The 24,277-nt window shown below is 39.8% G+C and carries 20 protein-coding genes, 1 tRNA gene and 2 pseudogenes; 8 read left to right on the forward strand and 15 right to left on the reverse strand.

From position 1 onward, the window contains the following. Window positions 1-51: 51 nt before the first annotated feature. Window positions 52-297 carry a hypothetical protein gene (locus B4U84_RS14555; protein WP_017309830.1) on the reverse strand — a complete coding sequence of 82 codons (246 nt, stop codon included), beginning with the start codon at window positions 295-297 and terminating at the stop codon, window positions 52-54. Between the two features lie 583 nt (window positions 298-880). Here B4U84_RS14555 and B4U84_RS14560 point away from each other — a divergent pair. After that, window positions 881-1,162 carry an Npun_R1517 family heterocyst differentiation transcriptional regulator gene (locus B4U84_RS14560; RefSeq protein ID WP_017309831.1) on the forward strand — a complete coding sequence of 94 codons (282 nt, stop codon included), beginning with the start codon at window positions 881-883 and terminating at the stop codon, window positions 1,160-1,162. A gap of 714 nt (window positions 1,163-1,876) precedes the next feature. Here B4U84_RS14560 and B4U84_RS14565 read toward each other — a convergent pair. The 4 genes from B4U84_RS14565 to ctpB form a co-directional block, all read right to left on the reverse strand. Beyond that, complete coding sequence (locus B4U84_RS14565) at window positions 1,877-2,572, reverse strand: response regulator transcription factor (RefSeq protein WP_017309832.1); 696 nt, start codon at window positions 2,570-2,572, stop codon at window positions 1,877-1,879. A gap of 232 nt (window positions 2,573-2,804) precedes the next feature. After that, on the reverse strand, window positions 2,805-3,536 hold the full coding sequence (locus B4U84_RS14570; protein WP_026081819.1) for a GAF domain-containing protein: 732 nt from the start codon (window positions 3,534-3,536) through the stop codon (window positions 2,805-2,807). Window positions 3,537-3,760: 224 nt separating this feature from the next. After that, window positions 3,761-4,729: a glycosyltransferase family 2 protein gene (locus tag B4U84_RS14575; RefSeq protein WP_017309834.1), complete on the reverse strand. Its 969-nt coding sequence runs from the start codon at window positions 4,727-4,729 to the stop codon at window positions 3,761-3,763. 141 nt (window positions 4,730-4,870) lie between these two features. Beyond that, the gene (ctpB, locus tag B4U84_RS14580; RefSeq protein WP_017309835.1) at window positions 4,871-6,211 is read right to left on the reverse strand and encodes a carboxyl-terminal processing protease CtpB; all 1,341 of its coding nucleotides are present in this window, start codon (window positions 6,209-6,211) and stop codon (window positions 4,871-4,873) included. Between the two features lie 310 nt (window positions 6,212-6,521). Between ctpB and B4U84_RS14585 the strand changes: the two genes are divergently transcribed. Beyond that, window positions 6,522-7,214, forward strand: a complete 693-nt coding sequence (locus B4U84_RS14585; protein WP_131119060.1) for a YdcF family protein — start codon at window positions 6,522-6,524, stop codon at window positions 7,212-7,214. Window positions 7,215-7,325: 111 nt separating this feature from the next. On the opposite strand, the gene B4U84_RS14590 is transcribed toward B4U84_RS14585, so the two are convergent. The 3 genes from B4U84_RS14590 to B4U84_RS14600 all read right to left on the reverse strand — a co-directional run bounded on the left by B4U84_RS14590 (window position 7,326) and on the right by B4U84_RS14600 (window position 11,483). Continuing rightward, entirely contained in the window at window positions 7,326-9,752 is a 2,427-nt protein-coding gene (locus B4U84_RS14590; protein ID WP_131119062.1) for a single-stranded-DNA-specific exonuclease RecJ, read from the reverse strand. A 104-nt stretch (window positions 9,753-9,856) separates the two neighbouring features. Next, the gene (locus tag B4U84_RS14595; protein ID WP_044451685.1) at window positions 9,857-10,489 is read right to left on the reverse strand and encodes a GNAT family N-acetyltransferase; all 633 of its coding nucleotides are present in this window, start codon (window positions 10,487-10,489) and stop codon (window positions 9,857-9,859) included. Between the two features lie 163 nt (window positions 10,490-10,652). Continuing rightward, the gene (locus B4U84_RS14600; protein WP_131119064.1) at window positions 10,653-11,483 is read right to left on the reverse strand and encodes a PD-(D/E)XK nuclease family protein; all 831 of its coding nucleotides are present in this window, start codon (window positions 11,481-11,483) and stop codon (window positions 10,653-10,655) included. A gap of 198 nt (window positions 11,484-11,681) precedes the next feature. Here B4U84_RS14600 and B4U84_RS14605 point away from each other — a divergent pair, with 198 nt between their 5' ends. Further along, window positions 11,682-12,449 carry an N-acetylmuramoyl-L-alanine amidase gene (locus B4U84_RS14605; protein WP_131119066.1) on the forward strand — a complete coding sequence of 256 codons (768 nt, stop codon included), beginning with the start codon at window positions 11,682-11,684 and terminating at the stop codon, window positions 12,447-12,449. 206 nt (window positions 12,450-12,655) lie between these two features. Beyond that, the gene (locus tag B4U84_RS14610; protein WP_017309841.1) at window positions 12,656-13,636 is read left to right on the forward strand and encodes a hypothetical protein; all 981 of its coding nucleotides are present in this window, start codon (window positions 12,656-12,658) and stop codon (window positions 13,634-13,636) included. Window positions 13,637-13,881: 245 nt separating this feature from the next. Here the strand turns inward: B4U84_RS14610 and B4U84_RS14615 are convergent, their stop codons facing one another. The 6 genes from B4U84_RS14615 to B4U84_RS14640 form a co-directional block, all read right to left on the reverse strand. Next, entirely contained in the window at window positions 13,882-14,133 is a 252-nt protein-coding gene (locus tag B4U84_RS14615; RefSeq protein ID WP_017309842.1) for a hypothetical protein, read from the reverse strand. Continuing rightward, the gene (locus B4U84_RS14620) at window positions 14,111-14,458 is read right to left on the reverse strand and encodes an STAS-like domain-containing protein (protein ID WP_017309843.1); all 348 of its coding nucleotides are present in this window, start codon (window positions 14,456-14,458) and stop codon (window positions 14,111-14,113) included. The genes B4U84_RS14615 and B4U84_RS14620 overlap by 23 nt, the downstream gene beginning before the upstream one ends. A 208-nt stretch (window positions 14,459-14,666) precedes the next feature. Further along, window positions 14,667-15,488: a DUF3800 domain-containing protein gene (locus tag B4U84_RS14625; RefSeq protein WP_131119068.1), complete on the reverse strand. Its 822-nt coding sequence runs from the start codon at window positions 15,486-15,488 to the stop codon at window positions 14,667-14,669. A 122-nt stretch (window positions 15,489-15,610) separates the two neighbouring features. After that, entirely contained in the window at window positions 15,611-16,231 is a 621-nt protein-coding gene (locus tag B4U84_RS14630; protein ID WP_242677642.1) for a type I restriction-modification system subunit M N-terminal domain-containing protein, read from the reverse strand. Between the two features lie 10 nt (window positions 16,232-16,241). Further along, on the reverse strand, window positions 16,242-18,623 hold the full coding sequence (gene hsdR, locus B4U84_RS14635; RefSeq protein ID WP_131119070.1) for an EcoAI/FtnUII family type I restriction enzme subunit R: 2,382 nt from the start codon (window positions 18,621-18,623) through the stop codon (window positions 16,242-16,244). A 194-nt stretch (window positions 18,624-18,817) separates the two neighbouring features. Continuing rightward, a tRNA-Pro gene (locus B4U84_RS14640) sits at window positions 18,818-18,891 on the reverse strand. A 190-nt stretch (window positions 18,892-19,081) separates the two neighbouring features. Between B4U84_RS14640 and lipA the strand changes: the two genes are divergently transcribed. The 3 genes and pseudogenes from lipA to B4U84_RS14655 form a co-directional block, all read left to right on the forward strand. Beyond that, the gene (gene lipA, locus B4U84_RS14645; protein WP_131119072.1) at window positions 19,082-19,954 is read left to right on the forward strand and encodes a lipoyl synthase; all 873 of its coding nucleotides are present in this window, start codon (window positions 19,082-19,084) and stop codon (window positions 19,952-19,954) included. Between the two features lie 210 nt (window positions 19,955-20,164). Then, a complete protein-coding gene (locus B4U84_RS14650) occupies window positions 20,165-21,088 on the forward strand; it encodes an NAD(P)H-dependent glycerol-3-phosphate dehydrogenase (protein ID WP_131119074.1) in 924 nt (307 codons plus the stop codon). Between the two features lie 474 nt (window positions 21,089-21,562). Beyond that, window positions 21,563-21,955 (forward strand): annotated as a pseudogene (locus B4U84_RS14655) (sigma-70 factor domain-containing protein); the annotation flags it as partial. Between the two features lie 16 nt (window positions 21,956-21,971). Here B4U84_RS14655 and B4U84_RS14660 read toward each other — a convergent pair. Continuing rightward, complete coding sequence (locus B4U84_RS14660; RefSeq protein WP_131119076.1) at window positions 21,972-23,282, reverse strand: IS701 family transposase; 1,311 nt, start codon at window positions 23,280-23,282, stop codon at window positions 21,972-21,974. 63 nt (window positions 23,283-23,345) lie between these two features. Between B4U84_RS14660 and sigC the strand changes: the two are divergent. Beyond that, a pseudogene (gene sigC, locus B4U84_RS14665) lies at window positions 23,346-24,206 on the forward strand (RNA polymerase sigma factor SigC); the annotation flags it as partial. Window positions 24,207-24,277 lie beyond the last annotated feature (71 nt).

Genomic DNA, 24,277 nt, shown 5'->3' on the forward strand with positions numbered 1-24,277 from the left:
CCCAATCCCCGATGCCCAATGCCCAATGACCAGTTGAATCCCCATGAATCTTTAGCTAAGATGGCCGCCACAACCCTCTAATAGAAAAAATCTATGGCTGTCATAGGTAAAAAGTTCATCTGCTTGGAGAAGACAACCGGAGGTGTCATCAGATTGATGCTCAAGTTTATGAATGAGGACAGCTAAAGTCCATCCTGATTCTATTGATTGGAGATTTTGTTTTTTTGCGCGAAAGAAGAAAAACTTTAGTTGATAAGGAACCCCTTTGGATGCATAACTGTCAAGTTTTTCGTACATCTCCAGCCAAAGGAATTTTAAAGCAGTATACTCGGCTGGAATAATTGTAACTAAGCTTATATTTTCTATTAAAAGAAAATTTGTTACCGATGATGAGTTTCCCTATTAATAACTTGTACATCTTTATCAACCAGAAAAATCGTACATCCAGTGATTTTACGTAAATTTTCCCATGACAATGACAGGCTTTCATTATGTAAAAGAAAATCAGGGTTTATACTTACGTATAAGCACGATTTTATAAGTAAAATCCCAAACTATCATTGACGTCAAGATAAAGTTGATGTAAAAACCTTTAAAAAGCCAGAACAAGTTCTTACAGAAACTTTATTGTATACAATCTCAAAAACTGAATAATAGTTATGGCTGTTCAACCACAGCATTTGCTGCAAAATTTAAGTCTTGACATTAAGAGTCTGGATAGAAACAATAGCAGGAGAAGCAAAATGAAATGCAAATTTAGCTCAAGGAAAGAAAAAAATTGATTCAAAAGGTTTGGATTTCAAAAAAATATAAAGAAATTCTGCTCTTGGATATAGCCCCTCACATCTATCACCAATAAAGTAAAGGAATCCTAAAAAGTATGAACTCCAAAGTATTACCACGCCAAATAAATAATACTGAAGTAGGTGTTTATGAATGTGAAATACATCTTAAATTTCGGTTGATTGAGGAAAAAAGTTTATTAGGCGATCGCGACCAACTTTTACAGGTGTTGCTAGATGCTTTATTAACCGAAGGATCTGACGAATTTCTAGAGACTCTGCAAGCTTCTGTGAAGGCGCAGGAAATTTCAGAACTAAAAGCATCACCACAAATGCGACGTCAGTTAATGCGTTTACGTAACTCTACTGAAAACACTTAATATTGAGGTTTATTTGATATCTGTAAATTAGCAATGATGGTTTGTTTTGTGTCTTGTATTGGGCAGAGAATGGTGAACTTGTTTAAGTTTACTTGTCAGATAATTTACTCTTTTCCTAACCCCCTTGTATAGCCCAATCCTGTAGTTATCAAGTTCAGTCTAACCCTACTCTACGAGAAGCTTTTTTCTGGACGTCTAGGGAGAGACACTATTACTTTTACGGTAGCCTTCATCCTTTGCACTATAGATACTGAGTGGGTGCTTACTAAGTGCATTTTTTGTCCTGCTTTCTGACAAATTTTAAGTTTTGCAATTATTTTCTAGGGTATTCCTAGAACCGATTTGCTCTTACTGAATATCTGGAGGTATCGAATTCGTTATAAATTGCAAAATTCAGAACTCATACCAATTTTGGATTTTAGATTACTCTACCTTGAAGCCGCCCATAGACGCCTTGCGGCTACTTTCAGCAAGCCCTACGGTAGGCGCGTAGCGACTTCTGCAAGTAGCCCCAGAAGCGTCTACGTGTCTACCCGTTAGGGTAGAGCGTCTATGGATTTTGGATTAAAAGCCCAGATTAATAGCCTATTTCAAAGCTTTGAAACAAAACTACCTATACCAATTTGGTATTAGGGTTCAAAATTCTGAATTATGCTTTTGTATTATCTTGATTGAGGAACTTCCAGTTTCCTGTTTTTTCTTATCTTTTTATCTTTATTTTGCTAAACCATGTTCAAGAGCAAAACGAACTAACTCGGTTCGGCTATTGGTACCTGTTTTGCTAAATAGACGGCTGACATATTTTTCAACATTGCGGACGCTGGTTTCTAGACGACGAGCAATTTCTTTGTTCATCAAACCTTCCGCTACCAAATTTAAGACACTTTGTTCTCGTGGAGTTAAGTCGATTGTAAATGGTGGTGGAGACTGAGCGATCGCATTTCTTTGGGTCAATAAGGCCTTGATTTGGGCGATTTGATTAGCCAAATCGGCAATATCAGGTGTTTCGCCTTCTTCAGTTGTAGTTGGAATTTTGCTAACACGACGCTTAAGCAGGTTTTCGACTATTGCTACTAACTCGTCAGGATCGAACGGCTTTGGTAGATAAGCATCAACACCAGCTTGATAACCTTGGATGCGATCGGTCGTCATGCCTTTTGCGGTTAAAAAAATCACTGGCAATGCTTGAAAACGGGGATCTTCACGTAGTTGTTTGAGGAATTGATAGCCGTCTACCTGAGGCATCATAATATCAGAGATTACTAAGTCAGGTGTATTTTGTTGCATTAATTCCCAGCCCTCACGAGCGTTACTAGCAACCTGAACGCTGAAACCACTTTCCTGTAAATAGTCTTTTACTGCTTCACGCAGTCCCGGTTCATCATCTACCAGTAACAATTGTGCAGACATTTACAGTTTCCTTTCCTCAACTTTATCTCCAATTTAGCAGGCTGTTGGTCAAACAATTTTGGATTTTGGATTTTGGATTTTGGATTGACCTCACAGTTCCTCCCCCTAATCGCCAATTTGGGAAATGGGGACTGGGGGTTAGGATGCGTAGATTTTGGATTGCGGATTGAGTTCCATGATTTATCCGCTTTCTTGTACTCTGCTGAGAATCATCGGTAGAGCGTGGGGGATGTTAACCTATGTTAAACATAGGAAGATTGTATTTCTTGTCTTGTTGTTTCGCTGAACTTATGCAAGCTAATGCAGCACTTGCTAATCTCAATACTTGCTCTTTCAAAGTAGAAACACTCAATATCAATACTGTCAATACTTGATACACACTATGAAAGTGGGGATGGAAATAGGAGTGGTGTAAATTAAATTTCTGATTGTATTCGCTCTGTTTGCAATTTAAAACCTCTGTATCAACCATTGTACTAATGCGATGTGCAACTAGTTGCAGCTGTTCTACATCACGTTCAGTAAAATGATGAGACTTAAAAGTGCCAACATGTAGTACTCCTACCACACCTTGTTTGAGCATTACTGGTATACCAACAAGTGATTTCAGATCCTTTTGACGTAGGACTGGACTAACGATTTCTACCTCCGACAAATTATCCAATATCATTGGTTTCATAGTTGCAGCAATGCGGCCAGCTATACCATGTCCAATGGGAATACGGATATTTTGTGCTATCTCTTCCTCAAGTCCAATACTAGCGTATACATCTAGATTTTGTTGATCTGTAACAGGTAATAAGATAGTCACAGTATCTACAGACATGTATTCTTTCAACCACTCAAGCAGTTTTTGGAGTGATGTATCAAATTTAGTAGCTGTGTCGTTCTGCTCTTCACCTATAAAGACATTCCAACCTTTATAGAAATTTGGTAAACCAGATTTATCTTGCCAATACAACATTATAAAGCTCCAGTAAATACAAAACTCAGAAATTACACTAATATTGCTAAAAATTATAACGTTTTTCTAAATTTTGGTATGGTGATTCAATTCTGGAAAATATAAAGTTTAAATGAAATTGTGAAAATATAAACTTTGAGATTGGTAATTGGTAATTGGTAATTAGGCATTACCTACTATTAACTATTTACAATTTTAAACTCCAAATCTTAAATGACAAATTTTTATAGCGTCTCAATTATTTTGGCTTGTTGTGATAGTTTAGTTTCTCTTTGACCAATAGTACGCGCCCTAGCTGTCAATATACCAATAGGAGTATTTAATAAATCTATTAGGTGAGTCTTACCACTTAAAGACTTAATACTTTCCTTTGGTAGTTCCTTGAATAACCAACGTGCTAATCGATAGCTACATTCTTTGAGTGTCATGTCTCGCATTAATTCTACACCATACAATTCGTGCAAATAGCGATTTGAATGCCCATAACGCCGCCATTGATTTTTTAATTCTTTAAGTGTGCTGCGGTGGCGGTGTTGTACGATCGCTTTGTTTGCAAATTCTAAACGTCCAATATTTTCTTGTTGAATCCGCCAACAAATATCAGCATCACCACCAGTTGTCAGATATGGACGAAACAAACCTACTTTCTCTAATGCTTGTCGTCGAATCGCTAAATTTGCAGTTTGACCATAGGGACAAAACTTATGATTGAGAGTATGCTTTTGTGATAAAGTCTGTTGATTTTCAGCAAATTGTTCTAATAAGCTATTACCAGGTAGTGCTGTGATTTCACCAGCGACAATTGCTATATCATTGTTAACAAAAGGTGCAACTAATAACTTTAGCCACTCTGGTTGAGGACGACAATCAGCATCGGTAAAGGCAATAATTTGACCATTAGCAGCGCGAATTCCTGTGTTACGGGCTGCGTAGGAACTTTGAATTTTATTTTGACTTAAAACACGAATCAATAGAGGATAATTTTTGGCTATTTGTTGTAATAATTCAAAAGTGCGATCGCTGCTATTATTATCTACTAGCAAATATTCCACCAATGCATTTGGGTAAGTTTGAGCCAATAGACAATTAATTAAGTGTGGTAAATCCGTTTCACAGTTATAAATAGGAATAACCACCGATACATTAGGTAAAAAAGTACCAGTGGTCATTCTGTTGATTGATTGATTATTCATATGTTTAATCTCAAGTTTATTACTAAAAATTTATGGTAGTTATTTGTTGATGGTTACTTGTTGATGCTTTTTGCAAGCAACAAACAACAAACAACAACCAACTACCTCATTTTTAGTATTCCCAAATCCTAAACCTGAGTACTAAAGTCGCAAATTATCAGCACCAAAGTTAGTTGGTTTTTGAGATGTTTGATTTGGCAAAGGTTGGGCAAACTGATTGTTAGAGAGAATTGCCAAAGCACGACTATATTGAGGGTCTTTGTTAGTTCCCAACAAATCGGGGTTAGATGCGAGCTGACGCTGTTGTTGCTCTGTTAATTCCAGTTTAATATCTGGTGCTATTCCCTTATGGTTAATATCTGTTCCTTTGGGAGTGTAGTAATGGGCAATGGTAATTGCTACACCAGAACCATCTGCAAGTTCATGTACTGATTGGACTAGGGCTTTGCCAAAGGTTTGACTACCAACGACTATTGCTCGTCTATTATCCTTAAGTGCGCCTGTGAGAATTTCACTCGCGCTGGCTGAGTTATTATCAACTAGTACCACTAAAGGACGATTTGTGAGGGCTGTGTGATTGGCTTTGCTTTCTTCACTGCCACCTCTACGGTCTACAGTGCGGACAATTGCACCATCATCTATCCACATTCGGGCAATTTCAATACTGGCTTGCAACAAACCACCAGGATTACCTCGTAAATCTAGTACAAAGCCATCGACTTGTTTAGCATTCAAATCACGGATAGCCCGTTGCATCTGCTCTGCGGCGTGGGCGCTGAATTCTCGTAAACGAATGTAGCCAACTCGGCGACGACCTTCTTGCTTGAGAGCATAACGTACTGTTGGGACTTCAATTGTAGCTCGTCTCAGTTTGAGGTCAAAAGCACTACGCCCATCTCTTTCTAATCGCAAAGTGACCATTGTGCCTGCTTTACCACGAATCAGCTTGGAGGCATCTTCCATTTTCATCTGACTGGTGAGCTTACCATCAATTGCCACAATCTCATCCCCAGCTTTGACTCCGGCTTTGAGTGCTGGTGAATTTTCTAAGGCTTCTACAACAATTAACCGCTTGCTGTTTTCATTCACCTCCATCCGAATACCAATCCCGGAGACTTCTCCAGATGTTTGGTTGGTCAAAGATTCAAATTGTTTGGGGTCCATAAAGCGTGTATATGGATCTCCCAGCTTTTGCAGCTCTTCGCGAATTGCGGTGTAAGCTTCTTCACGAGAAGAATAGCTTCTGCTCAATAGGCTTTGTCTGATTGTTTGCCAGTTTTGGCGATTAAAAGAACCATCCACATATTCGCGATTTACCAGTTGCCATACTTGGTCAACTACCTGTTTAGGGCTATCTTGTAGTGCTGCACGAACAGAACGACTCCAACCTGGCCCAAATGCAGATACTGTAGCTGTGGTGGCGATCGCTCCTCCAATGAAAGCTACTTGCAGTGGCGAGTAACGTTTTGCAGATTGTTTCATGTATATTAAGCTGGAATAATTGTGTGGTTGACAGTTTAGCAATCAGAAGCTCTGTAGAAAGTTATAAATTGTTCTGTCCGGCTATACTCCCTTCATTCTGTTTTCCTTTAAATTGTCTTGAAAATACCGTAATACTTATCAAGGACTTTATCTGGCACTAGTCAACTTGCTCAGTCAGCTTACTGCATTCATATGACGCTTTCATCAGTGTCATAATTGCACTCATTATTACCTAAAATCAGTTCTTCCTGGATGCATTAATTTTAATGATTAAAAAATATAGGTAATTTAAATTTTATATAAAGTTGCTATGAACCGTAAAGTTACAAAGTTTAATAATATTCCTCGTATAAATACCTTACTCAAAAAGTGGCAAGTTTTACGAAAAATTAAAATTGGCTTGGGTGTTTTCCTTAGCATTTGGCTGGTATTTACTACTATAACTTTAGTCTCCGCATCCTCAAAGCCAGTAGACACTTTTTTTGTACTTGGCGGTAGTATCCGTCGAGAAATGTTTGTTGCCGAGTTGATCAAACAACATCCGCAGATTAAGGTTTTAATTTCTCGCGGTTCTCTTGATCCCTGTATTTGGCTAATTTTTCAAAGGGATGTGGCTCCAATGAAAAATGTCTGGTTAGAGAAGTGCGCTGATTCGACTTTCAGTAATTTCTACTATGGTATTCCGATTCTACGCCGTTGGCATGTGCATAAAGTCATGTTAGTTACTTCTCCTACGCACTTACCACGGTCCAAGTGGCTAGCACAAATCATGTTAGGAGCGCATGGCATTTGGGTAGAGACAGAAACTGTACAAGAACAAGGTATTCCCGGTAATCGTGAATCTTGGCCGAAAACCGGACTAGATGTTACCCGTAGCTTATTTTGGGCAGGATTAAGCCAAATTATTCAGCCAGAATGCTCCCAAGTGACAAACTTGACAGACGTAGACATGAAATATTGGCAGCATCGCAGTTTTAAATGTGAACGCCAGGGGAATTTATAGGAGGAAGGGGACAAGGGGATAGGGGGATACGGGAGACATGGGGGACATGAGGGAATTTCTCTGTCCTGTTCCCCGATCCCCAATGACAATTGACAATTGACAATTGACCAACTAAATTGTTTGGATTGCGATCGCTTGAATGGTTGAGATCGGAACTTCGGTGAAATATTGACGCTGAAATTGTTCTTCGCGAACAGCATCTAAAAACTTGACAATTGCAGCCTCTGCCAGTGTGGATTTAGTGTTTGAATGTTGGCTGATTTGCAAATAGCGATCTTGTGTTTGAATGGAAAAACCTAGATATCTTAATGCTCTAAAACCCATGTGTAAACTTTGATCACCAATGCCGAGTTTTTGCAAAAGTTGAACACGGGTAACTAGCTGATTGGTGCGACTGAGATATTTGGCAATTCCTACCAACGTCAGCCAGATTTGTTCTGGAGGTTGAGGTTCTACTTTAGACCAGGCGATCGCCAGTGGTTGCTGATTGTGAAGCGATCGCCTCAACCATGCTCGTAAATCATCCCAGCTAGTAGGACATTCTTTAATTAATAGTGGAGATGTGCTTGATGTAGTTGATGTGCTTGTAGTATTGAGATGGCGCCAGTCTAATATTTGTATAGAGTGCGGAGTTACTTTTGCAGATGGTTCACTAGAACGCACGGCAATTAAACGAATTTCATAACGTTTTTTGAAAGTATTGTAATCTAACTCTACAATGCAATCACAGCGTCCCGGTGGTAATTCATCTTTATAATGTCCCCACCACACACCAGGGAAAGGATTTTTGGTAGACTCATCCCGAATATCAAACTCGGTTTTAATATACTGTATCTTTTTACCCTGAGAATCTTGCTGATTGCGATGCCAACCATTTTCAAACCAGCAATTTTGAATCAGCAACTTTGGTACAGGATTACCCATTCCACAGGGTTCCAAAAGTTTTAATTCTAAAAATAATTCTTTCCCCAAATCTCCCACTGTCACCGCTAAATCCACCTGTAGTGTTGGCGTTAAAGCTGCACCACCCAAACTTTGTCGTAATTGTTGATTAATTGCTTGTGTAAATAAAGGAATATTTTCCACTGGTAGACTCAACCCCGCCGCATAAGGATGTCCACCAAAACGATGTAACAGATGGGCTTGATTTTTGACCAGTTGGTATAAATCAACAGAATTAACTGAACGCGCAGAACCACGGCCTAGGGATCGGGGATCAGCGATCGGAGATTGGGGATCGGGAGAAAACACAATGAAAGTTCTTCCCTGTCCCCCTTGTCCCCCTTGTCCCCCTTGTCCCCCTTGTCCTCCCTGTCCCTGCTTTCCCTCTACTCCTTCTGTACTTAACAAAATAGTCGGTCGTCCTGTCTCCTGTGCTACTTGGCCTGCTACTAATCCCAGGACGCCAACAGCCCATTGAGGATCGTCTAAAACAATAACGCTGGTTGTGGACAAGTCCATTTGGCTGATCTTTTGATTGACTTGTTGAGCAACCTCTTTTTGTAAAGATTTGCGACGGGAGTTGGCTAATTCTGTGGCTTCTGCTAGCTGATTAACACGTACTTGGTCGCGACTAGTCAGTAATTCTACGCAGAAAGTTGCATCACCTTGAATCCGACTCACAGCATTGATTCGGGGGCCAAGTCCGAAAGAAATATCTGTGGGGCGATCGCCACTTTTCTGACACAATTCTAACAATCGTCCCACCCCTGGACGTCGCCGTTGTGCAGATGGTAGTTTAAAATCTTCTTGCAGTCGTCCGATTCCCAACTGAGCCAAGTAGCGACAATCTCCGCTCAACTGTACTAAGTCAGCAATTAATCCTACTGCGACTAAATCCAATAAATCTTCTAGCGATTCTTGCGGTATAGTTGGCAATTTTTGATACAGTGCTTCTATTAACTTGTAAGCAACTGCCACTCCTGAAAGATGAAACAATTGATGGTCACTAGGCAAATACCGAGGATTAATAATAGCTGTTACTGGTGGACGTTCTGCTGGTAAAGTATGATGATCTGTAACAATCACATCAATACCTAGCTGTTTTGCATAAGTAATTTCATCAATATTTGTACTCCCAGTATCACAAGTCACGATTAACTTACACCCTTGATTTGCCAACTGATCTATGCCCTGATAGTTGAGTCCATGAGATTCTATTAATCGATTTGGAATGTAGTAAACTAACTGTGAATTTTGAATAAAAAATTGCCCCAAGCCATCCCATAACACGGCTGTAGAGGTAATACCGTCAGCATCGAAATCTCCCCAAATAGCAATTTTTTCACCAGTTTCCCATGCCTGCTGCAACCGTTCCACTGCTAGATACATTTCTTGCCCAAATTCAAATGGACTTGCAGGTAAGTAATTTTTGGGATTAACAAAAGTGGCTATTTGTGGTATACCTCGTATACCACGTTGCCATAATAGCTGTGCTGCAAATTCTCCGCTAGATGCAGGTGTATACTGCTTGACAGCTTGTAAGAACCACTCTGGTAATTGTTCAGTTGATGTTAAAATCCACTGCTGTTCGGGCATACATATAATAAAAATTTTTTGTGATTTTACTTGGTGTCTTTGTGTCTTGGTGGTAATTTAAGATAAGTATTTAAACCACAAAGACACGAAGACACAAAGAAGATTTAAGTTATAGAGTCTTCTTGATGTTGAGATTCACTAATGAGGCTATTGAGGACAACTTCATTAGTAATACCTTCAGTTTTACGAGTGCGGATAGGACGCATTCGCTTGTAACCTGCTCGTTCTGCTTTTTGTCGTTCGTAATCTATGAGTCTGCCATAATGTTCGTGCTTGCTTAAATTCATCGATAAGAAAACATGCTGGCGGATATTACCAAAACCTTTACGCCTGAAAAATTTTATTGCTGGTACATTTTCTGGATCTGTGTCTACCAACATAAACCGCGCCCCATCTTCTATCATACGGGCAATGACGCTATCAACCAGTTTGTCACCTACACTGCGTCGCTGAAATTTCGGACTGACTCCTAACCAAAGAATATATCCGTAAGTCCAAGATGCTTTGGTGATGATGGTTCCTAAAACAAATCCTGCGATTTGGTCGTCAATTTCTGCAACTAAGCAGTATTCTGGATCAGTGTTATAAAGTCCTATCACCTCCCATTCATCCCAACATCGATATAAATAGGGATACAAATCACTGGTAAATAGTTCTTCTCCTAAATGATAAACGGGGGCGATATCATCTATTTCTAATTCGCGGACGTAAACCGCATCAAATTCTGGTGGATGCATAAAATCATATTTTTGATTGTTGGTCAATAGACGCGATGTTCCTCGCGTCTGTACAATAGTCATTAGTCATTCTCTTCATCTTCCCATTTTTATTGTTTTCCTTGTTATCCTTTGCTTTTCTCCCTTTTTTTCCGAAGTATTTAGATATTTCTTTAGAAGTCTGTTATGGAGATACTTCTTGAATACTAGCGATATTCATGAGGTTAGTATTTAAATCTTGGATCTGAGAGTTTTCTTCTGATATTTGTCCTCCCTGAGCATAAGTGCGATCGCATCTCTTGACAAATTGACAATATTCACAAGTTTTACTACCTTCTGAAACTTGTGGAAAATCTTTTTTTTGCTGATAATCTTCTAGCCAATGGCTTAATTTAGTTAATAGTTGTTTGAGTTTCTTTGTAGTCTTTTCATGTTGAATATAATTGTAGCTAAATTTAATACTTTGTGGTTGACCTTTGGATTGAACAAACCAGTATGTCATGGAAATATTTTCTGGTAGATAATCGCTAGTTTCTGCTAATACGTACAAATAAAGGCGTGTCTGCCAATTTTGTTCGAGTTTGCGTTTATTAGGAAGTTTGGGATAAGTTTTCCAGTCGAAAATTTGTGCTTGCTGATTATCTGCAATTAGTAAATCGTAGACAACAGTTAGTAAATAATTTTGAACTTGTAAGGTGCGGTAATGTTCGCTTTCGCGAAAAGTTTGACTATTACTAATAGGTGTTAATATGTCTGGTGCCACGTTTGCAAAACCTGTCATCCAACTTTGCAGTTGTGCATCTGTCTGCAAAAAACCATCTATAGGTAGTCCGATCTCTTGCTGTTGCATTAGCAGGTGAAAACGACTCCCTAAAGTCTGGTGTTCTTCGTGTTCTGGCTCGGTGGGAGAATAGAGTTGTTCTAAGTAGGTGTGTTGAAATTGACGTGGACAACGTTCTAGCAGGTTAAGTTGTCCTTGGGAAAGTCTCAAAAGTTGAGTTTGAGTCGATAGCATTCTTTTAGATTAGCCTTGATTGCAAAAGGTGCGATCGCGTCGTAGCGACTCCAAAGGAGTATCATCTCTGGCGTTGCGCTTTATCTCAATTCATTTCATACGAAATTTAGATTATTTTTAGGTTAAATATGATACAATACTGTTATAGTGCTTGGTAAGTAAAAAATACTTAGATAAGCAAAAGGCTAGGATTTAAAAATGAAATTTGGTATTGATATAGGACATAATTGTCCTCCAGATACGGGTGCAGTCGGAATTGAAAAAGAAGATAAGTTAACCAAAGCGGTTGGTACATTTTTAATGCAAAAGTTAGCAGCCGCAGGTCATAGTGTGATTAATTGTACTCCTACAACAGCTGCGACCGTGGGAGAATCACTGAGAAAACGAGTTGATAAAGCTAATAGCAATAATGTAGATGTCTTTGTGTCAATACATTTTAATGCTTTTAATGGGCAAGCGAACGGTACAGAGGTTTTTGCTATTAGTAATATATCCAAAGCTATTGCTCAGTCTGTTCTGAACGAAATTGTCAAACTCGGATTTAAAAATAAGGGAGTGAAAAGCACCCCATTTTTTGTGATTAAAAATACCTCCATGCCAGCTATTTTAGTGGAGTGTTGTTTTTGTGATTCCAAAACAGATATGGATCGCTTCAATGCTGAACAAATGGCTGAAGCGATCAAAGATGGATTAATTGGAGAATCAGATGCAGATGAACCAAAACCTGCTGAAGGGAAAAAATATCTCCTAAAAATAACTCAAAAAACAGTATTGAAACCTTCTACAGAACAATCATCTGAAATACCAAAAGAAGCTCTAGTGGACATTGAACCTGGAGAATATCCGATTTTAGATTTCAGATACGAAGAAAAACACTATTGGGTAAAGTGGGTTGATCAAAGTCAGGGGAATCGAGATGAGCATTTTATTTTTGAAGCATATGGAAAGGTTATAGAACAAGATTAATATGATTGTTTATGCTAATCAATTAGCCTAAATTTGGTTGTTCCATAACTCAGCCAAGCTGCTCAGGATAAGTTCTTCATTAACTGAGCTGCTAATTTGTTTTGCAAGCAATTTAAATTTGTGCGAATGCGTAATTTCTAAAATGAGCGTTGTTTTATTAGGTAACTAGAACAAAATATTAGTTTTTGATCAGGGAATTAAATATTATGCGTTTGGAAAATTTCTATCAAGCTAGTAAACAAGCTAAAGATAATAAAGGTTCTTTAGATTATGGAATAGAAGCGATCGCTGCTGATAAAGAACTAGCAACCCATATTCAACAGGTGCTGATTTGGTTAAATTTTCTTGATCCTCCTGCGGATGGACAATTTGGACGTATTTCTAGTGACGCACTTGTGGAATTTCAAGTAGCTATTTCTGCAATTCGTCCAGAAGTTGCTGAAGAAAAAGGATTTTTGGGTTTAGGAACAGCTAAAGCATTAATTGAAAGCAAACCAAGTGATATTCCTGAACCTAAAATCGATTATTCTCTCAATAACCTAGCGGCTCGACTGATTAAATATATGGTAGAGATGAACTACCGCGTATCTGTGGGGGACAAAAAATACAATATTATCTATGTTGAGGGAATGAATGCAGATGGAACTCAAAATAGTGATACTCCCAACGAATTCAATGATCGCCGTATAGTAATTGAAATACCAGATGCAGATTTTAGACCAGTCATCAGAGGTAATTGGGAAGGTACAACAGAACCCGGTTCTAGTTTCACCTATAATCCTATGGGAGGTAGAGCAAAAGAATATGGAGCTGCCAGAATAGCTTTTGGACAGTATAAAGCTTGGGCAGTAGGCATTCATTACGGAGGTGGTTCAGATCCACATGAAGCTCTAGTTCAAAAGACACCTATTTCTGTATATCGCGATAAAAATAAAGACATGATGCGAACTGGCGATTTTCTCGACACAGGTATATTTGATATTAACCAACACTGGGGATTTGATTATCCTCGTACTAATATTAAAGGTGCTAGTGCAGGGTGTTTAGTTGGACGGACTCGCGATGGTCATAGAGAATTCATGGCAATTATTAAACAAGATATACGTTATCAGAAAAACAAAGATTATTTATTTCATACCACTGTGATTCCTGGTGATGAATTTTTAGCGAAATATCCTGCGAAATAATTATAAGCAACCAAATCGCCCGCAAGTGAACTGCGCCCTAATAGCCGAACTCTACTGAAAGTAGACTGAATAAACAAGCTCTTTAACCCACTTCAAGTGGGTTTTAGCTATTTGATGTTGTGTTGCGATCGCACCTGCGGAATGTGGGTTTTAAAACTCCTCCTCTTCAGAAACAATTGTTAAACAATCTAATTTGGACAACAATCAAGCGATGCCTTCGGCAACCCCTTCGGTGTACGCACTTCTTACTTAACCAAAAGTTTGCCTTGACTTTTTGCAGCTGCGATCGCACCATTATTTGCAGTAAACACTTTAATACCTGGAACAGTCACATAATCACCATCATCGGTAATTATTTGTGTGACTCCTGCTTTGTCCATCGCTTCCAGTATCAGCAAGTCATAACCATCAAGCAATTGGGTTTGGAATCTGGTTAGCGCCGCATTGCTTGCTGAACTGTGTAGTTGACTGACATTACTGTGTATTTGCTTGTTCACTGATAACTTGGTCTACTCTAGTGCGAAAATCAGGGTCGGAGTAATACCGCTTTGAATTTTCGATTACAAGTTTAAGTATTTGCTTACCAACTGTATTGAGATTGGAGAATTTGAGCAGACGGTTTAGAGTTTCTGGCTGAATATCCCGAAGTAATTGTCCAATAGCAAAGTTAAAGAACGGGGAAGCAAAAATTTCTACTCCTGCAAAATCTAGCTCAACCTCATGAAGAGTTAATAATTCTGTATGAACTATATCGTACACTTTCTGACCATCGTCAGGTGTAATACAGTTTTTGCCTATTAGGGTTAGGATTTGGTGTTTCATAACTTTTAACCTTCCCTATAAATTGAGTTTTGAAGAATTAAATATAAATATAGATACTTGGTTTCAGTGACATTTTGTCAAGTTGATAGATATCGCTTTACAATAAAAATAAATAAAATAGTTAATCTTCCTATTATAAGTGATAAGATAGATTTGTGGGCGAACGTCGGCTTCATGCCGTGTGTCTGGGTAGCTTGTCTGCTTAGACCTAGCCCACTACCCACTTTAATTTATCTAGCGACAGTGGATTTGAATCGGTATACCACTCTCCATACGGTTTATTCCGCCGATCATCTAAATCCATAATCATTCTATATTTCTGGGCGAGTGGAATAAAATATTTATCTTCCTGGCGTTCGTATAATCGCTGTAAAGCCCACAGGTAATAGTCAACAACCTGTAAGCCAGCAAACTCTGATGGGTAGGCTGATTTAATAATTGTTTGACTATCTGAGCAGATTTTCCATTTAGTTTCAAAGTTCTTTTTTGCTTGATTAATAGCTTGTTGCAGTGCTTCTTCTCGTGCTGTTTTTCCGCGTCTGGCAAAAACAATATGATTAGCACTAGCTTTATGTAACCTATCTTTAAACAATCGTTTTACTAGGTCATCATATATATCATCTTGATTTATTTTTTTGCTCAAAGCTTCATAAGTTTTTTTGGTCGCTGCGGCTAATTCTGTTTTACATCTAATAGCCACAAATATTTTTACTTCAAAAGTTTGCATCAGTTTGAAAACTTCCAGCCTCACATCATGGTGATCGTCTTTAGCATGGAAAGTAAGTGCAGTTTTCTTAGCAGACGGTTGCATTGAGGGAATATCTTTAAAGCGTGGATCATTGCAAATTTGTGTTCTGAGTTCTGCAAGTTCTAAAATTACCTTTTCTGGTTGACAAATCTGTGCTATACCTACCATAAAAAACTTTGATGCCCCTGGTTGTCCTACTATAATTCTTCCTTTTTTGTCAAAAAAAGTTAAGTCTCCTGCTTCGTCAACGAAGTAATGACGAATATCCCCTTCTTCTTTCATGTATAAAAGATTGACAGTTTAGATAAATTTACCAGAGTTGGATAAAGTTTGCATCTTTTTTTACTCACAATTCGCCTTTAAATGCTTTATCAAGTATGGAAGGTAAAAGGGCATTAAGTTCTTTAATGGCTACTTCTCTGAATTGGACGGGGTGTATAAAACTCTCCTGAATCCCCCGCAGCGTCCCGCATTTCCTTCAGCATCGACTCGTAGAGAGTGCTGAGGATATTTATTTCTTCCGATTTATCAAAGTGAATATCATTAACTTTGTTTAAAACATCCCACAATAGCGTTCCGCTAGTCATGCGGTTATTAACATCCTTGAAAACCTTAGCAATCACATCAGCGCGTTGATTACCCGTTTTGCTTTTCAGGTTTCGCAAATAAGCCAGCAAACCCGCACCTCGTTCCCCATCTGGTAAAATTGCCTCATCATTGTTGATGAAATTTTTCAGGCGATCGCCAGTAAAGTTTTCATTAGCAGCCCAATCACGCCAGCGATAAGGAGGTTGAATCGTGGGTTTATAGGAAATTCCCTCTAATTCCGCTTCAACTTCGTGCAGTTTATCAGAATCATCCAACAACTTTAAAAACAAAATCCAAGTCAACTGCGGGAGACGATCTAATTCTCCATTTAACCCCTTATCCGTTCGCATGATGTCACGCGCTGACTTAATCACGCTACCCAGTTTTTGAGCAGTAGTGACGGGTTTATTGGTTTTCTTGGTAGTGCGTTTTGCCATCTATAAATAATTACGCCGAATATAGTAAATTTTGCAGTTGATTTACTGCATCCCTTAATTGCTGAACCCCACCAAATCGTTGAGCAATTTCAGCCACATTTCCATATTTATCAAACTCGCGGTTAGCCTTAAAAGTCGTGGGAATATTAAACTCATCTACCCCCTTTTGCGCGTACTTATCCAAAATCATCTCTAAAATCGCCCTTGCATCTTCCCCATACTGCTTAAAGAAATCAGGATTGCGGTTTCGCAACCGTTCAGCCCTTTGCTTGCAAGTCAGCACCGGAGAATCAAAGGCAATATGACATAATAAATCAAAAGGGTCAGCTTCGGGTTGATTGCTAAGTTTTTTCAAATCCTCAAAATCAATCCCCTTATCCGCTAACAAACCAATTATTTCCGAACGCCCTTGCGGGTCAGCCCAACGTTGCTGTACTTCTAGGGTAGAACGATAGAGAACCCGTACTTCCTCTCTGGTGCGTTCGATGATTTGAGATAACCGTAGCTGATTGTCAGCATCCAAATCGTAAATTTGCTCTTCTACTATTTGTTCTGTTCCCCCGTCCACATAAAACTTCCGGGGTGGTGTATCTTCATCCTCTGGTAATCCCCAAAAACCTGCTTTTTCATCTTCTTGTTCTTCTGCTTCTGTTTCCTCAACCTCCAAATCTTCCTCGTGTTGCTCAAGAATATGTCCCCCATCATCCATTTCTGACTCGTTAATTAAAGCGGGTTCCCCATCAAAATCTTTGTCTTCAAATAACACCGTACTCTTGGTGTAATCAATGATATTAAAAGACAACTTACCCTTCTCTTCCCGTACACGAGTTCCCCGTCCAATAATCTGTTTAAAATCGGTGATCGAGCGAATAACCCGCGCCAGAACAATGTTTTTACAAGTAGGAACATCCACTCCAGTTGTCAGCAACTTAGAAGTTACCGCAATAATATGTGTTTCATCCAACACATCTTTAAACTTATATAAATGTCCCTTACCCACATCCCCAGCATCGGAAGTGATGCGAGAAATATAATTAGGATTATCCTTGGTAATATCTGTGTTGAGGTTACGTAACTCCTTAATCATCGTCTTGACGTGTTCTTCATCCACACAAAAGACAATGGTTTTGGCATAGCGGTCAGTACTTTTGAGAAAATCGGTAATATGTTGGGCGATCGCTTTTGTTCTTGCTTTGCGTACTAACTTGCGTTCAAAATCAGGAGTTTGGTAAACTTCGTCAGGTATTTCCCGTCCGTAGCGATCGACTACTCCAGTACTTGCTCGCCATCCTTGTTTATCAGAACGGGTTGTAACGCGATAAACTCGATAGGGAGCTAAGAAACCATCCTCAATTCCTTGTTTCAGGGAATAGGTATAAAGCGGATTACCAAAATAGCGATAGGTATCAACATTATCGTCCCGTAGCGGTGTCGCAGTTAACCCTAACTGATTAGCAGGTTCAAAATATTCGAGAATCTGTCGCCAGTTACTTTCATCCCTAGCACTACCTCGGTGACACTCATCTACAATAATCAAGTCAAAATAGTTACGGCTATATTCTTTGTAAAGTCCGGGACGCTTTTTATCTTGTGCGATCGCCTGATAAATTGCAAAATAAATATCTCTTCCCTTCTTCGCTTCCCCTTGAATTTTATAGATTTTCTCCTCATCAAAAGCAGAAAAATCCTTATTCATGGGGTCGTCAACCAACACATTTCGGTCAGCCAAAAACAAAATCCTCGGTGGACGCACTTCCCCAGAAACATTCCACTCCAAACTGGAAAGTTTCCAGCAAATTTGGAAAGCAGTAGTAGTTTTCCCCGTACCCGTCGCCATCGTTAACAATAGGCGATTTTGACCTTTGAGAATCGCGGAAATTGCAGCATTAATTGCATTACGCTGATAGTACCGCAGTTCCTTACCCTGAGTTAGATCAAACGGAGTCAGTAATTTCTCGGCAATATCTGGTCTAATTTGGTTCTCCCCTTCTCCAGTTAACCGTCGCCAAAGTTCGTCAGGACTGGGAAAAGAGTCCATCTCATCAGACTGTTTACCCGTGATAAAGTCGTACTCCACAACACCCGCGCCATTTGTCGAGTAAGCAAACTTTACCTTTAAAATTTGGGCATATTCTATAGCTTGTTCCAACCCCTCATCAGCAGTTTTATACTTCCGCTTCGCCTCAACTACTGCTACAGGAAAATCTCCATTGTAAAGTAGCAAGTAATCCGCAAATTTTCTTTTACCACGGGGTTGACGCTGATTTTTCGGGCGAATTTTCCCATCCGTAAAGTAATACTGCTCGGTATAATCATGGGGTTCATCTTCCCACCCCGCACTCTTTAGTTTTGGTTCAACATACTTCCGGCAAGTATTAACTTCATTACTCATAGGAGAATTGATTAGTTGCCATTTCTCATAGTTTAACTAGCAGCCAGGTATCAATCACGTCAGATACTAAAAAAATACGGAACTGCCAAATATGGTAAATCGGCAACATTAATTTGTTAACACAACATTTAAATCGTTAATAACGACACTAATGTGTTAACTACGCAAATAATTAGTTATTCGATAATAATCAATCGGGATGACTGGATTCGAACCAGCGGCCCCTTCGTCCCGAACGAAGTGCGCTACCAAGCTGCGCTACATCCCGGCACTATAATGCCAATATAGATAGAATATTATCACAAGCTTGGTTAAATGACAATTAAAGAAAAAAGCCAAGACATCCGTTCACACTAACCTACTCTATCTTGAAGCCGCTCAAAGGACATCTACATCATTCAGCAGAAGCTTGCTAACATTAACTTTGATAACTAATATTTAAGTGGTAAAAGTGGATTGTGACTGTAAAACCAGACTGGTTGCGGGTGAAAGCGCCTCAGTGGGAGCGCGTCGGTAATGTTAAAGAAATTTTACGTGATTTAGCCCTGAATACCGTTTGTGAGGAAGCGTCTTGTCCGAATATCGGTGAGTGTTTTAATGCTGGAACGGCGACGTTTTTAATCATGGGGCCTGCTTGTACACGTGCTTGTCCTTACTGTGATATTGATTTTGAGAAAAAACCCAAACCTCTAGACCCCACAGAACCCGCACGACTAGCAGAAGCAGTCCGGCGGATGCAACTCAACCATGTGGTTATTACTTCTGTGAATCGAGATGATTTGCCCGATGGAGGCGCATCACAGTTTATCCGTTGTATTGAAGCAATTCGCGCGATCTCGTCTCACACCACTATTGAAGTATTAATTCCTGATTTGTGCGGTAATTGGGAAGCATTAGAATTAATTCTCCAAGCTAAACCGGAAGTCCTCAACCATAATACAGAAACAGTTCCGCGTTTATATCGCCGTGTTCGTCCCCAAGGTAATTACGATCGCACCCTGGAATTATTGCAGCGATCGCGTCAACTTGCTCCTACTATCTACACCAAATCTGGAATTATGGTCGGACTCGGTGAAACGGATACAGAAATTCGCCAGGTCATGGAAGACTTACGTGCAGTCGATTGTGATATCTTGACAATCGGGCAATACCTCCAACCCACTCAAAAACACTTGCAGGTAAACACATTTATTCATCCAGATCAATTTGCTGCTTGGCAAGCATTCGGAGAAGAAATAGGGTTTTTACAAGTAGTTTCATCACCATTGACAAGAAGCTCTTATCATGCTGAACAAGTAAGAGAATTGATGGAAAAATATCCACGTGGGTGACGAAAGGACAAGGGAGAGTGGGGAATGTGGAGAGTAATGTAGAGACGCGATTCATCGCGTCTGGGAGAGTGGGAAGATAACACAGACATGGAGGACAAGGGGGACTTATCAGTTATCACTCTTAACTGCTCACTGTTAACTGTTAACTGAATTCATGCCCGATCCCCGTTCCCCTTTCCCCAATGACAAATGACAAATGACAATTGACCAATGACAAAATCAGTAGTAATTCTAGGTGCGGGTGCTTGGGGAAGTGCTTTGGCAGTTTTGGTTAAAGCCAATGACCACAAAGTACATGTTTGGTCGCGTCGTAGTTCGCAAAAATTGGAGAAACTTGTAGAGGATGCGGATATTATTGTTTCTGCTGTTTCCATGAAAGGTGTCAGAGATGTAATTTCTCAACTTCAGTCTTTACCCCTTTCTCCAGAAATAATTTTTGTCACAGCTACGAAAGGCTTAGATATACAGACTACTTGTACACCATCACAAATTTGGCAAGAAGCTTTCCCTAACAATCCTGTAGTTGTTCTTTCTGGACCAAATTTATCTCAGGAAATTCAACAGGAATTACCAGCTGCAACGGTAGTTGCTAGCAGTGTTATCGGTGCTGCTGAGGTTGTACAGTTGGTATTTTCTTCAAACCGTTTCCGAGTTTATACAAATGCTGATCCCTTGGGAGTGGAACTAGGAGGAACACTGAAGAACGTCATGGCGATCGCTGCTGGCGTGTGTGACGGTTTACAATTAGGAACTAATGCTAAAGCTGGTTTACTCACCCGTGGTTTAACAGAAATGGTTCGCATCGGTGTTCACTGGGGTGCAAAGCAAGAAACATTTTATGGATTATCTGGTTTAGGTGACTTGCTGGCAACTGGTAACAGTCCTTTAAGTCGCAATTACCAAGTTGGTTATCAACTAGCTTGTGGCAAAACTCTTACAGAAATCCTCACCCACTTACAAGGGACTGCTGAAGGGATTAATACTACCAAAGTTTTGATGCTGCGATCGCACCAGCAAAATATTTCCATACCTATTACCGAACAAGTGTATCGCCTACTCCAAGCCGAAGTGACTCCCAGACAAGCGCTTGAAGAACTGATGTTACGCGATATCAAGCCGGAATATAACGATTGATTTGTTGATGGTTGGTAGTTCGTAGCTAGTAGCTGCTGGGAATCTCAACAACAAACACCAAATATGAATTACCAAAATTCCCTGACGAAAAAATATCAAATCTTCAGGAAAGTATCTGCATAGCTATGTAGATATGACTAAGCCTGTAAAAAAATAAGTTTTTCACTGATAGATGTTTATACCTCGTTATAAAAGTCACCATCAAGCTCGACTACAGTTGAAATTGTAACTAGAAGATGGGTGATTGACAGTCTGGCTTTGCCTTTGGATAGCTATTGGTTCATAGGCAAAGCCAGCCGAACAGCTGAATTACGGAGATGTAAGAATAAAAACCAGTATGGTTTTTTGAAAAAAAAACCCAAATATTACTCAAAACCGTGTTAGTTCTTCGTAAATCACGGGAACAATAGCAACAGTTGATTAGATTTAGCTGACCGCAATCTATTGTTACCTGGAGCCATTGAGACGATCCTTATGCCAGCAACATCCTTTTACGCAGATCCCACCTACGAAACCCAACAACCTCCTCAGATGTTTGATCCAGATCTAACTATTGATGAAACTGAATTAGAGGTAGACGATCTCGAAGAGTTGGAGATGGCTTCTCAAGATCCCGCCAGTTCTGCTGTTATTCCTAACCGTCGCAGCACAGACTTAGTACGTCTGTATCTTCAGGAAATTGGTAGAGTTAGACTTTTAGGGCGGGATGAAGAGGTTGCAGAAGCTCAGAAAGTGCAGCGCTACTTACGGATGCGGATAGTTTTGTCTAATGCTGCCAAGCAAGGAGATGAAATACTTGTACCTTATCTTCGGGTGATCGAAGTTCAGGAGCGTTTAGCATCAGAATTAGGACATCGTCCTTCTATAGCCCTGTTGTGTCACTTTAGGCAGAGGAAAAATAGAATTCAGGGTGAGCCAGGAAGGTGAAAATTGGAGAAGTTAGCCTATAAGCAATAGATTGAAGTTTAGAAAAACCTAAAGAAAGCTGAGGAATGGGAAAAATTGTTAACCAGGGATATATGAGGTTAAATAAAACGAAAGGTTGAATAACTAAACGCAGATTGTTGAGAATATTCTTCCAACCTTTACCATTATCCCACCAGGGGTGAGAAGCGAATGCTGATTGAGGATCTGGAGGAGAAGGACGCAGAGATTCTGAATGAAGGCTAACCATGAGGTAGGCACTACAAACAATCTCCCACCAGCGTTCAATATCTTCATAGCGAGTAAAACGATAATCAGCCCAACCTAATTCATTCTTACTTTGTTTTAAACCATATTCTACCCATGTTCTTAACCCATAAAAATTCCCAACCTCTCTAGGTGTAATGTCGGGATATTTGCTCATCACATACCAGGTAGAGTTTCCAGGTAAGTTATCCGTATCTGTAGTAATTTGCCAATACCTATGTTCTCCACGTTTGCCGTGAATTATTTCTCGAATAAACCGATTCTCACTGCTTAAGTCAGAGAAAACTCTTTTAAATCTTTGCCACTTTAAGTATTGAGTGTAATGCCCTTTAAGTAAGTCTACAGAATGATTTGAGCGAATTGCCACTAAATAATTTAACTCAAGTTCATCTAACACTGATATGAAATTCGTCCCGCTCTCTCCATATAAACTATCTGCCAGCACTAAGTTGAATTTGAAACCCATTAACTGTAGTTTTCTGATTAGCATCGCCCCGATTTGAGGCTTGGTAAGATACTTATCTCCTGGCTTTAATTTTTCTCTTGGTTTGTATACTTCAAACAGTAGTGGGAATGTCATTCCACAGAACACACCATAAGCTGTGACTGCCACAACTCCATTTTCTACTTTTCCTAGATTGCCTATATACTGGCGTTTCACATAATCTGTCTTATTACCTTTCTTTTTATCTCCGGTTTCATCAATAATTAAAATGATTGGTCTTCCTTTTAGTACCTCTAAAATTAGTGACAATCGCAAAGCTCTTAACTGTTCTACTTCCCAAGATGATGTAGTTAAGAAATGGTGCAGTCCTTGATAGTTATCTAGCCCGACAATTTTCGCTATTTCAGGTAGACTTTTCCGTTTTAATTCAGAAATACATCCTATATGCAGATACTTAAAAGCTTCAAAATTTCTGACATCTGAAAACAGCCTTTTATACCAAAGACAATATTCATCCACAAATTTAACGGTTTCTTTGGGTGGACGAGGCTCTACCATGCTCTGTGTCTTCGTTCTGGGCTTTGTACATCCTTATACTACCGCGATAGTGACACAACAGGGATAGAAAGGTGGGCGCGGGCAGCTGGTGTAGATGTTTTTGATCTCAAACAAATTTTAGGACAGGGGAAACGGCGCTGGGCTGAAATTGCCAAGTTGACTGTGGAAGAATTAGAGAAAATCCAAAGTGATGGACTCCAATCCAAAGAACACATGATCAAGGCAAATCTCCGCCTAGTTGTATCTGTTGCTAAAAAGTATCAAAATCGTGGTCTGGAATTGTTAGATTTAGTCCAAGAAGGAACTTTGGGTTTAGAGCGGGCTGTTGACAAATTTGACCCCACCAAAGGTTATCGTTTCAGCACATACGCCTACTGGTGGATTCGTCAGGGGATTACACGGGCGATAGCTACTTCTAGTCGAACAATTCGTCTCCCAGTTCACATTACAGAAAAGCTGAACAAAATCAAAAAAGCTCAACGTAAAATTGCTCAGGAAAAAGGTCGCACCCCAACTCTAGAAGACTTAGCCCAAGAGTTAGAAATGACACCAGCCCAAGTCCGGGAAGTGTTGTTAAGAGTGCCTCGCTCCGTCTCTCTAGAAACGAAAGTCGGTAAAGATAAAGACACAGAATTAGGCGAATTACTCGAAACCGACAGCGTCACGCCAGAAGATATGTTAATGCGAGAATCTTTACAAAGAGACTTGCACCACCTCTTGGCAGATTTAACCGCCCGCGAACGGGACGTAATTTTAATGCGGTTTGGGCTAGCAGACGGTCATCCTTACTCCCTAGCAGAAATCGGGCGCGCTCTTGACCTATCACGGGAACGAGTACGTCAAATTGAATCCAAAGCACTACAGAAACTGCGCCAACCCAAGCGACGCAACCTCATTCGCGACTATATGGAGTCTCTTAGTTAGGCATTGGGGATTGGGGATCGGGCATTGGGCATTGGGCATTGGGCATTGGGCATTGGGCATTGGGAATTGGG

The sequence above is a fragment of the Westiellopsis prolifica IICB1 genome (assembly GCF_004323185.1).
Classification (GTDB): Bacteria; Cyanobacteriota; Cyanobacteriia; order Cyanobacteriales; family Nostocaceae; genus Pelatocladus; species Pelatocladus prolificus_A.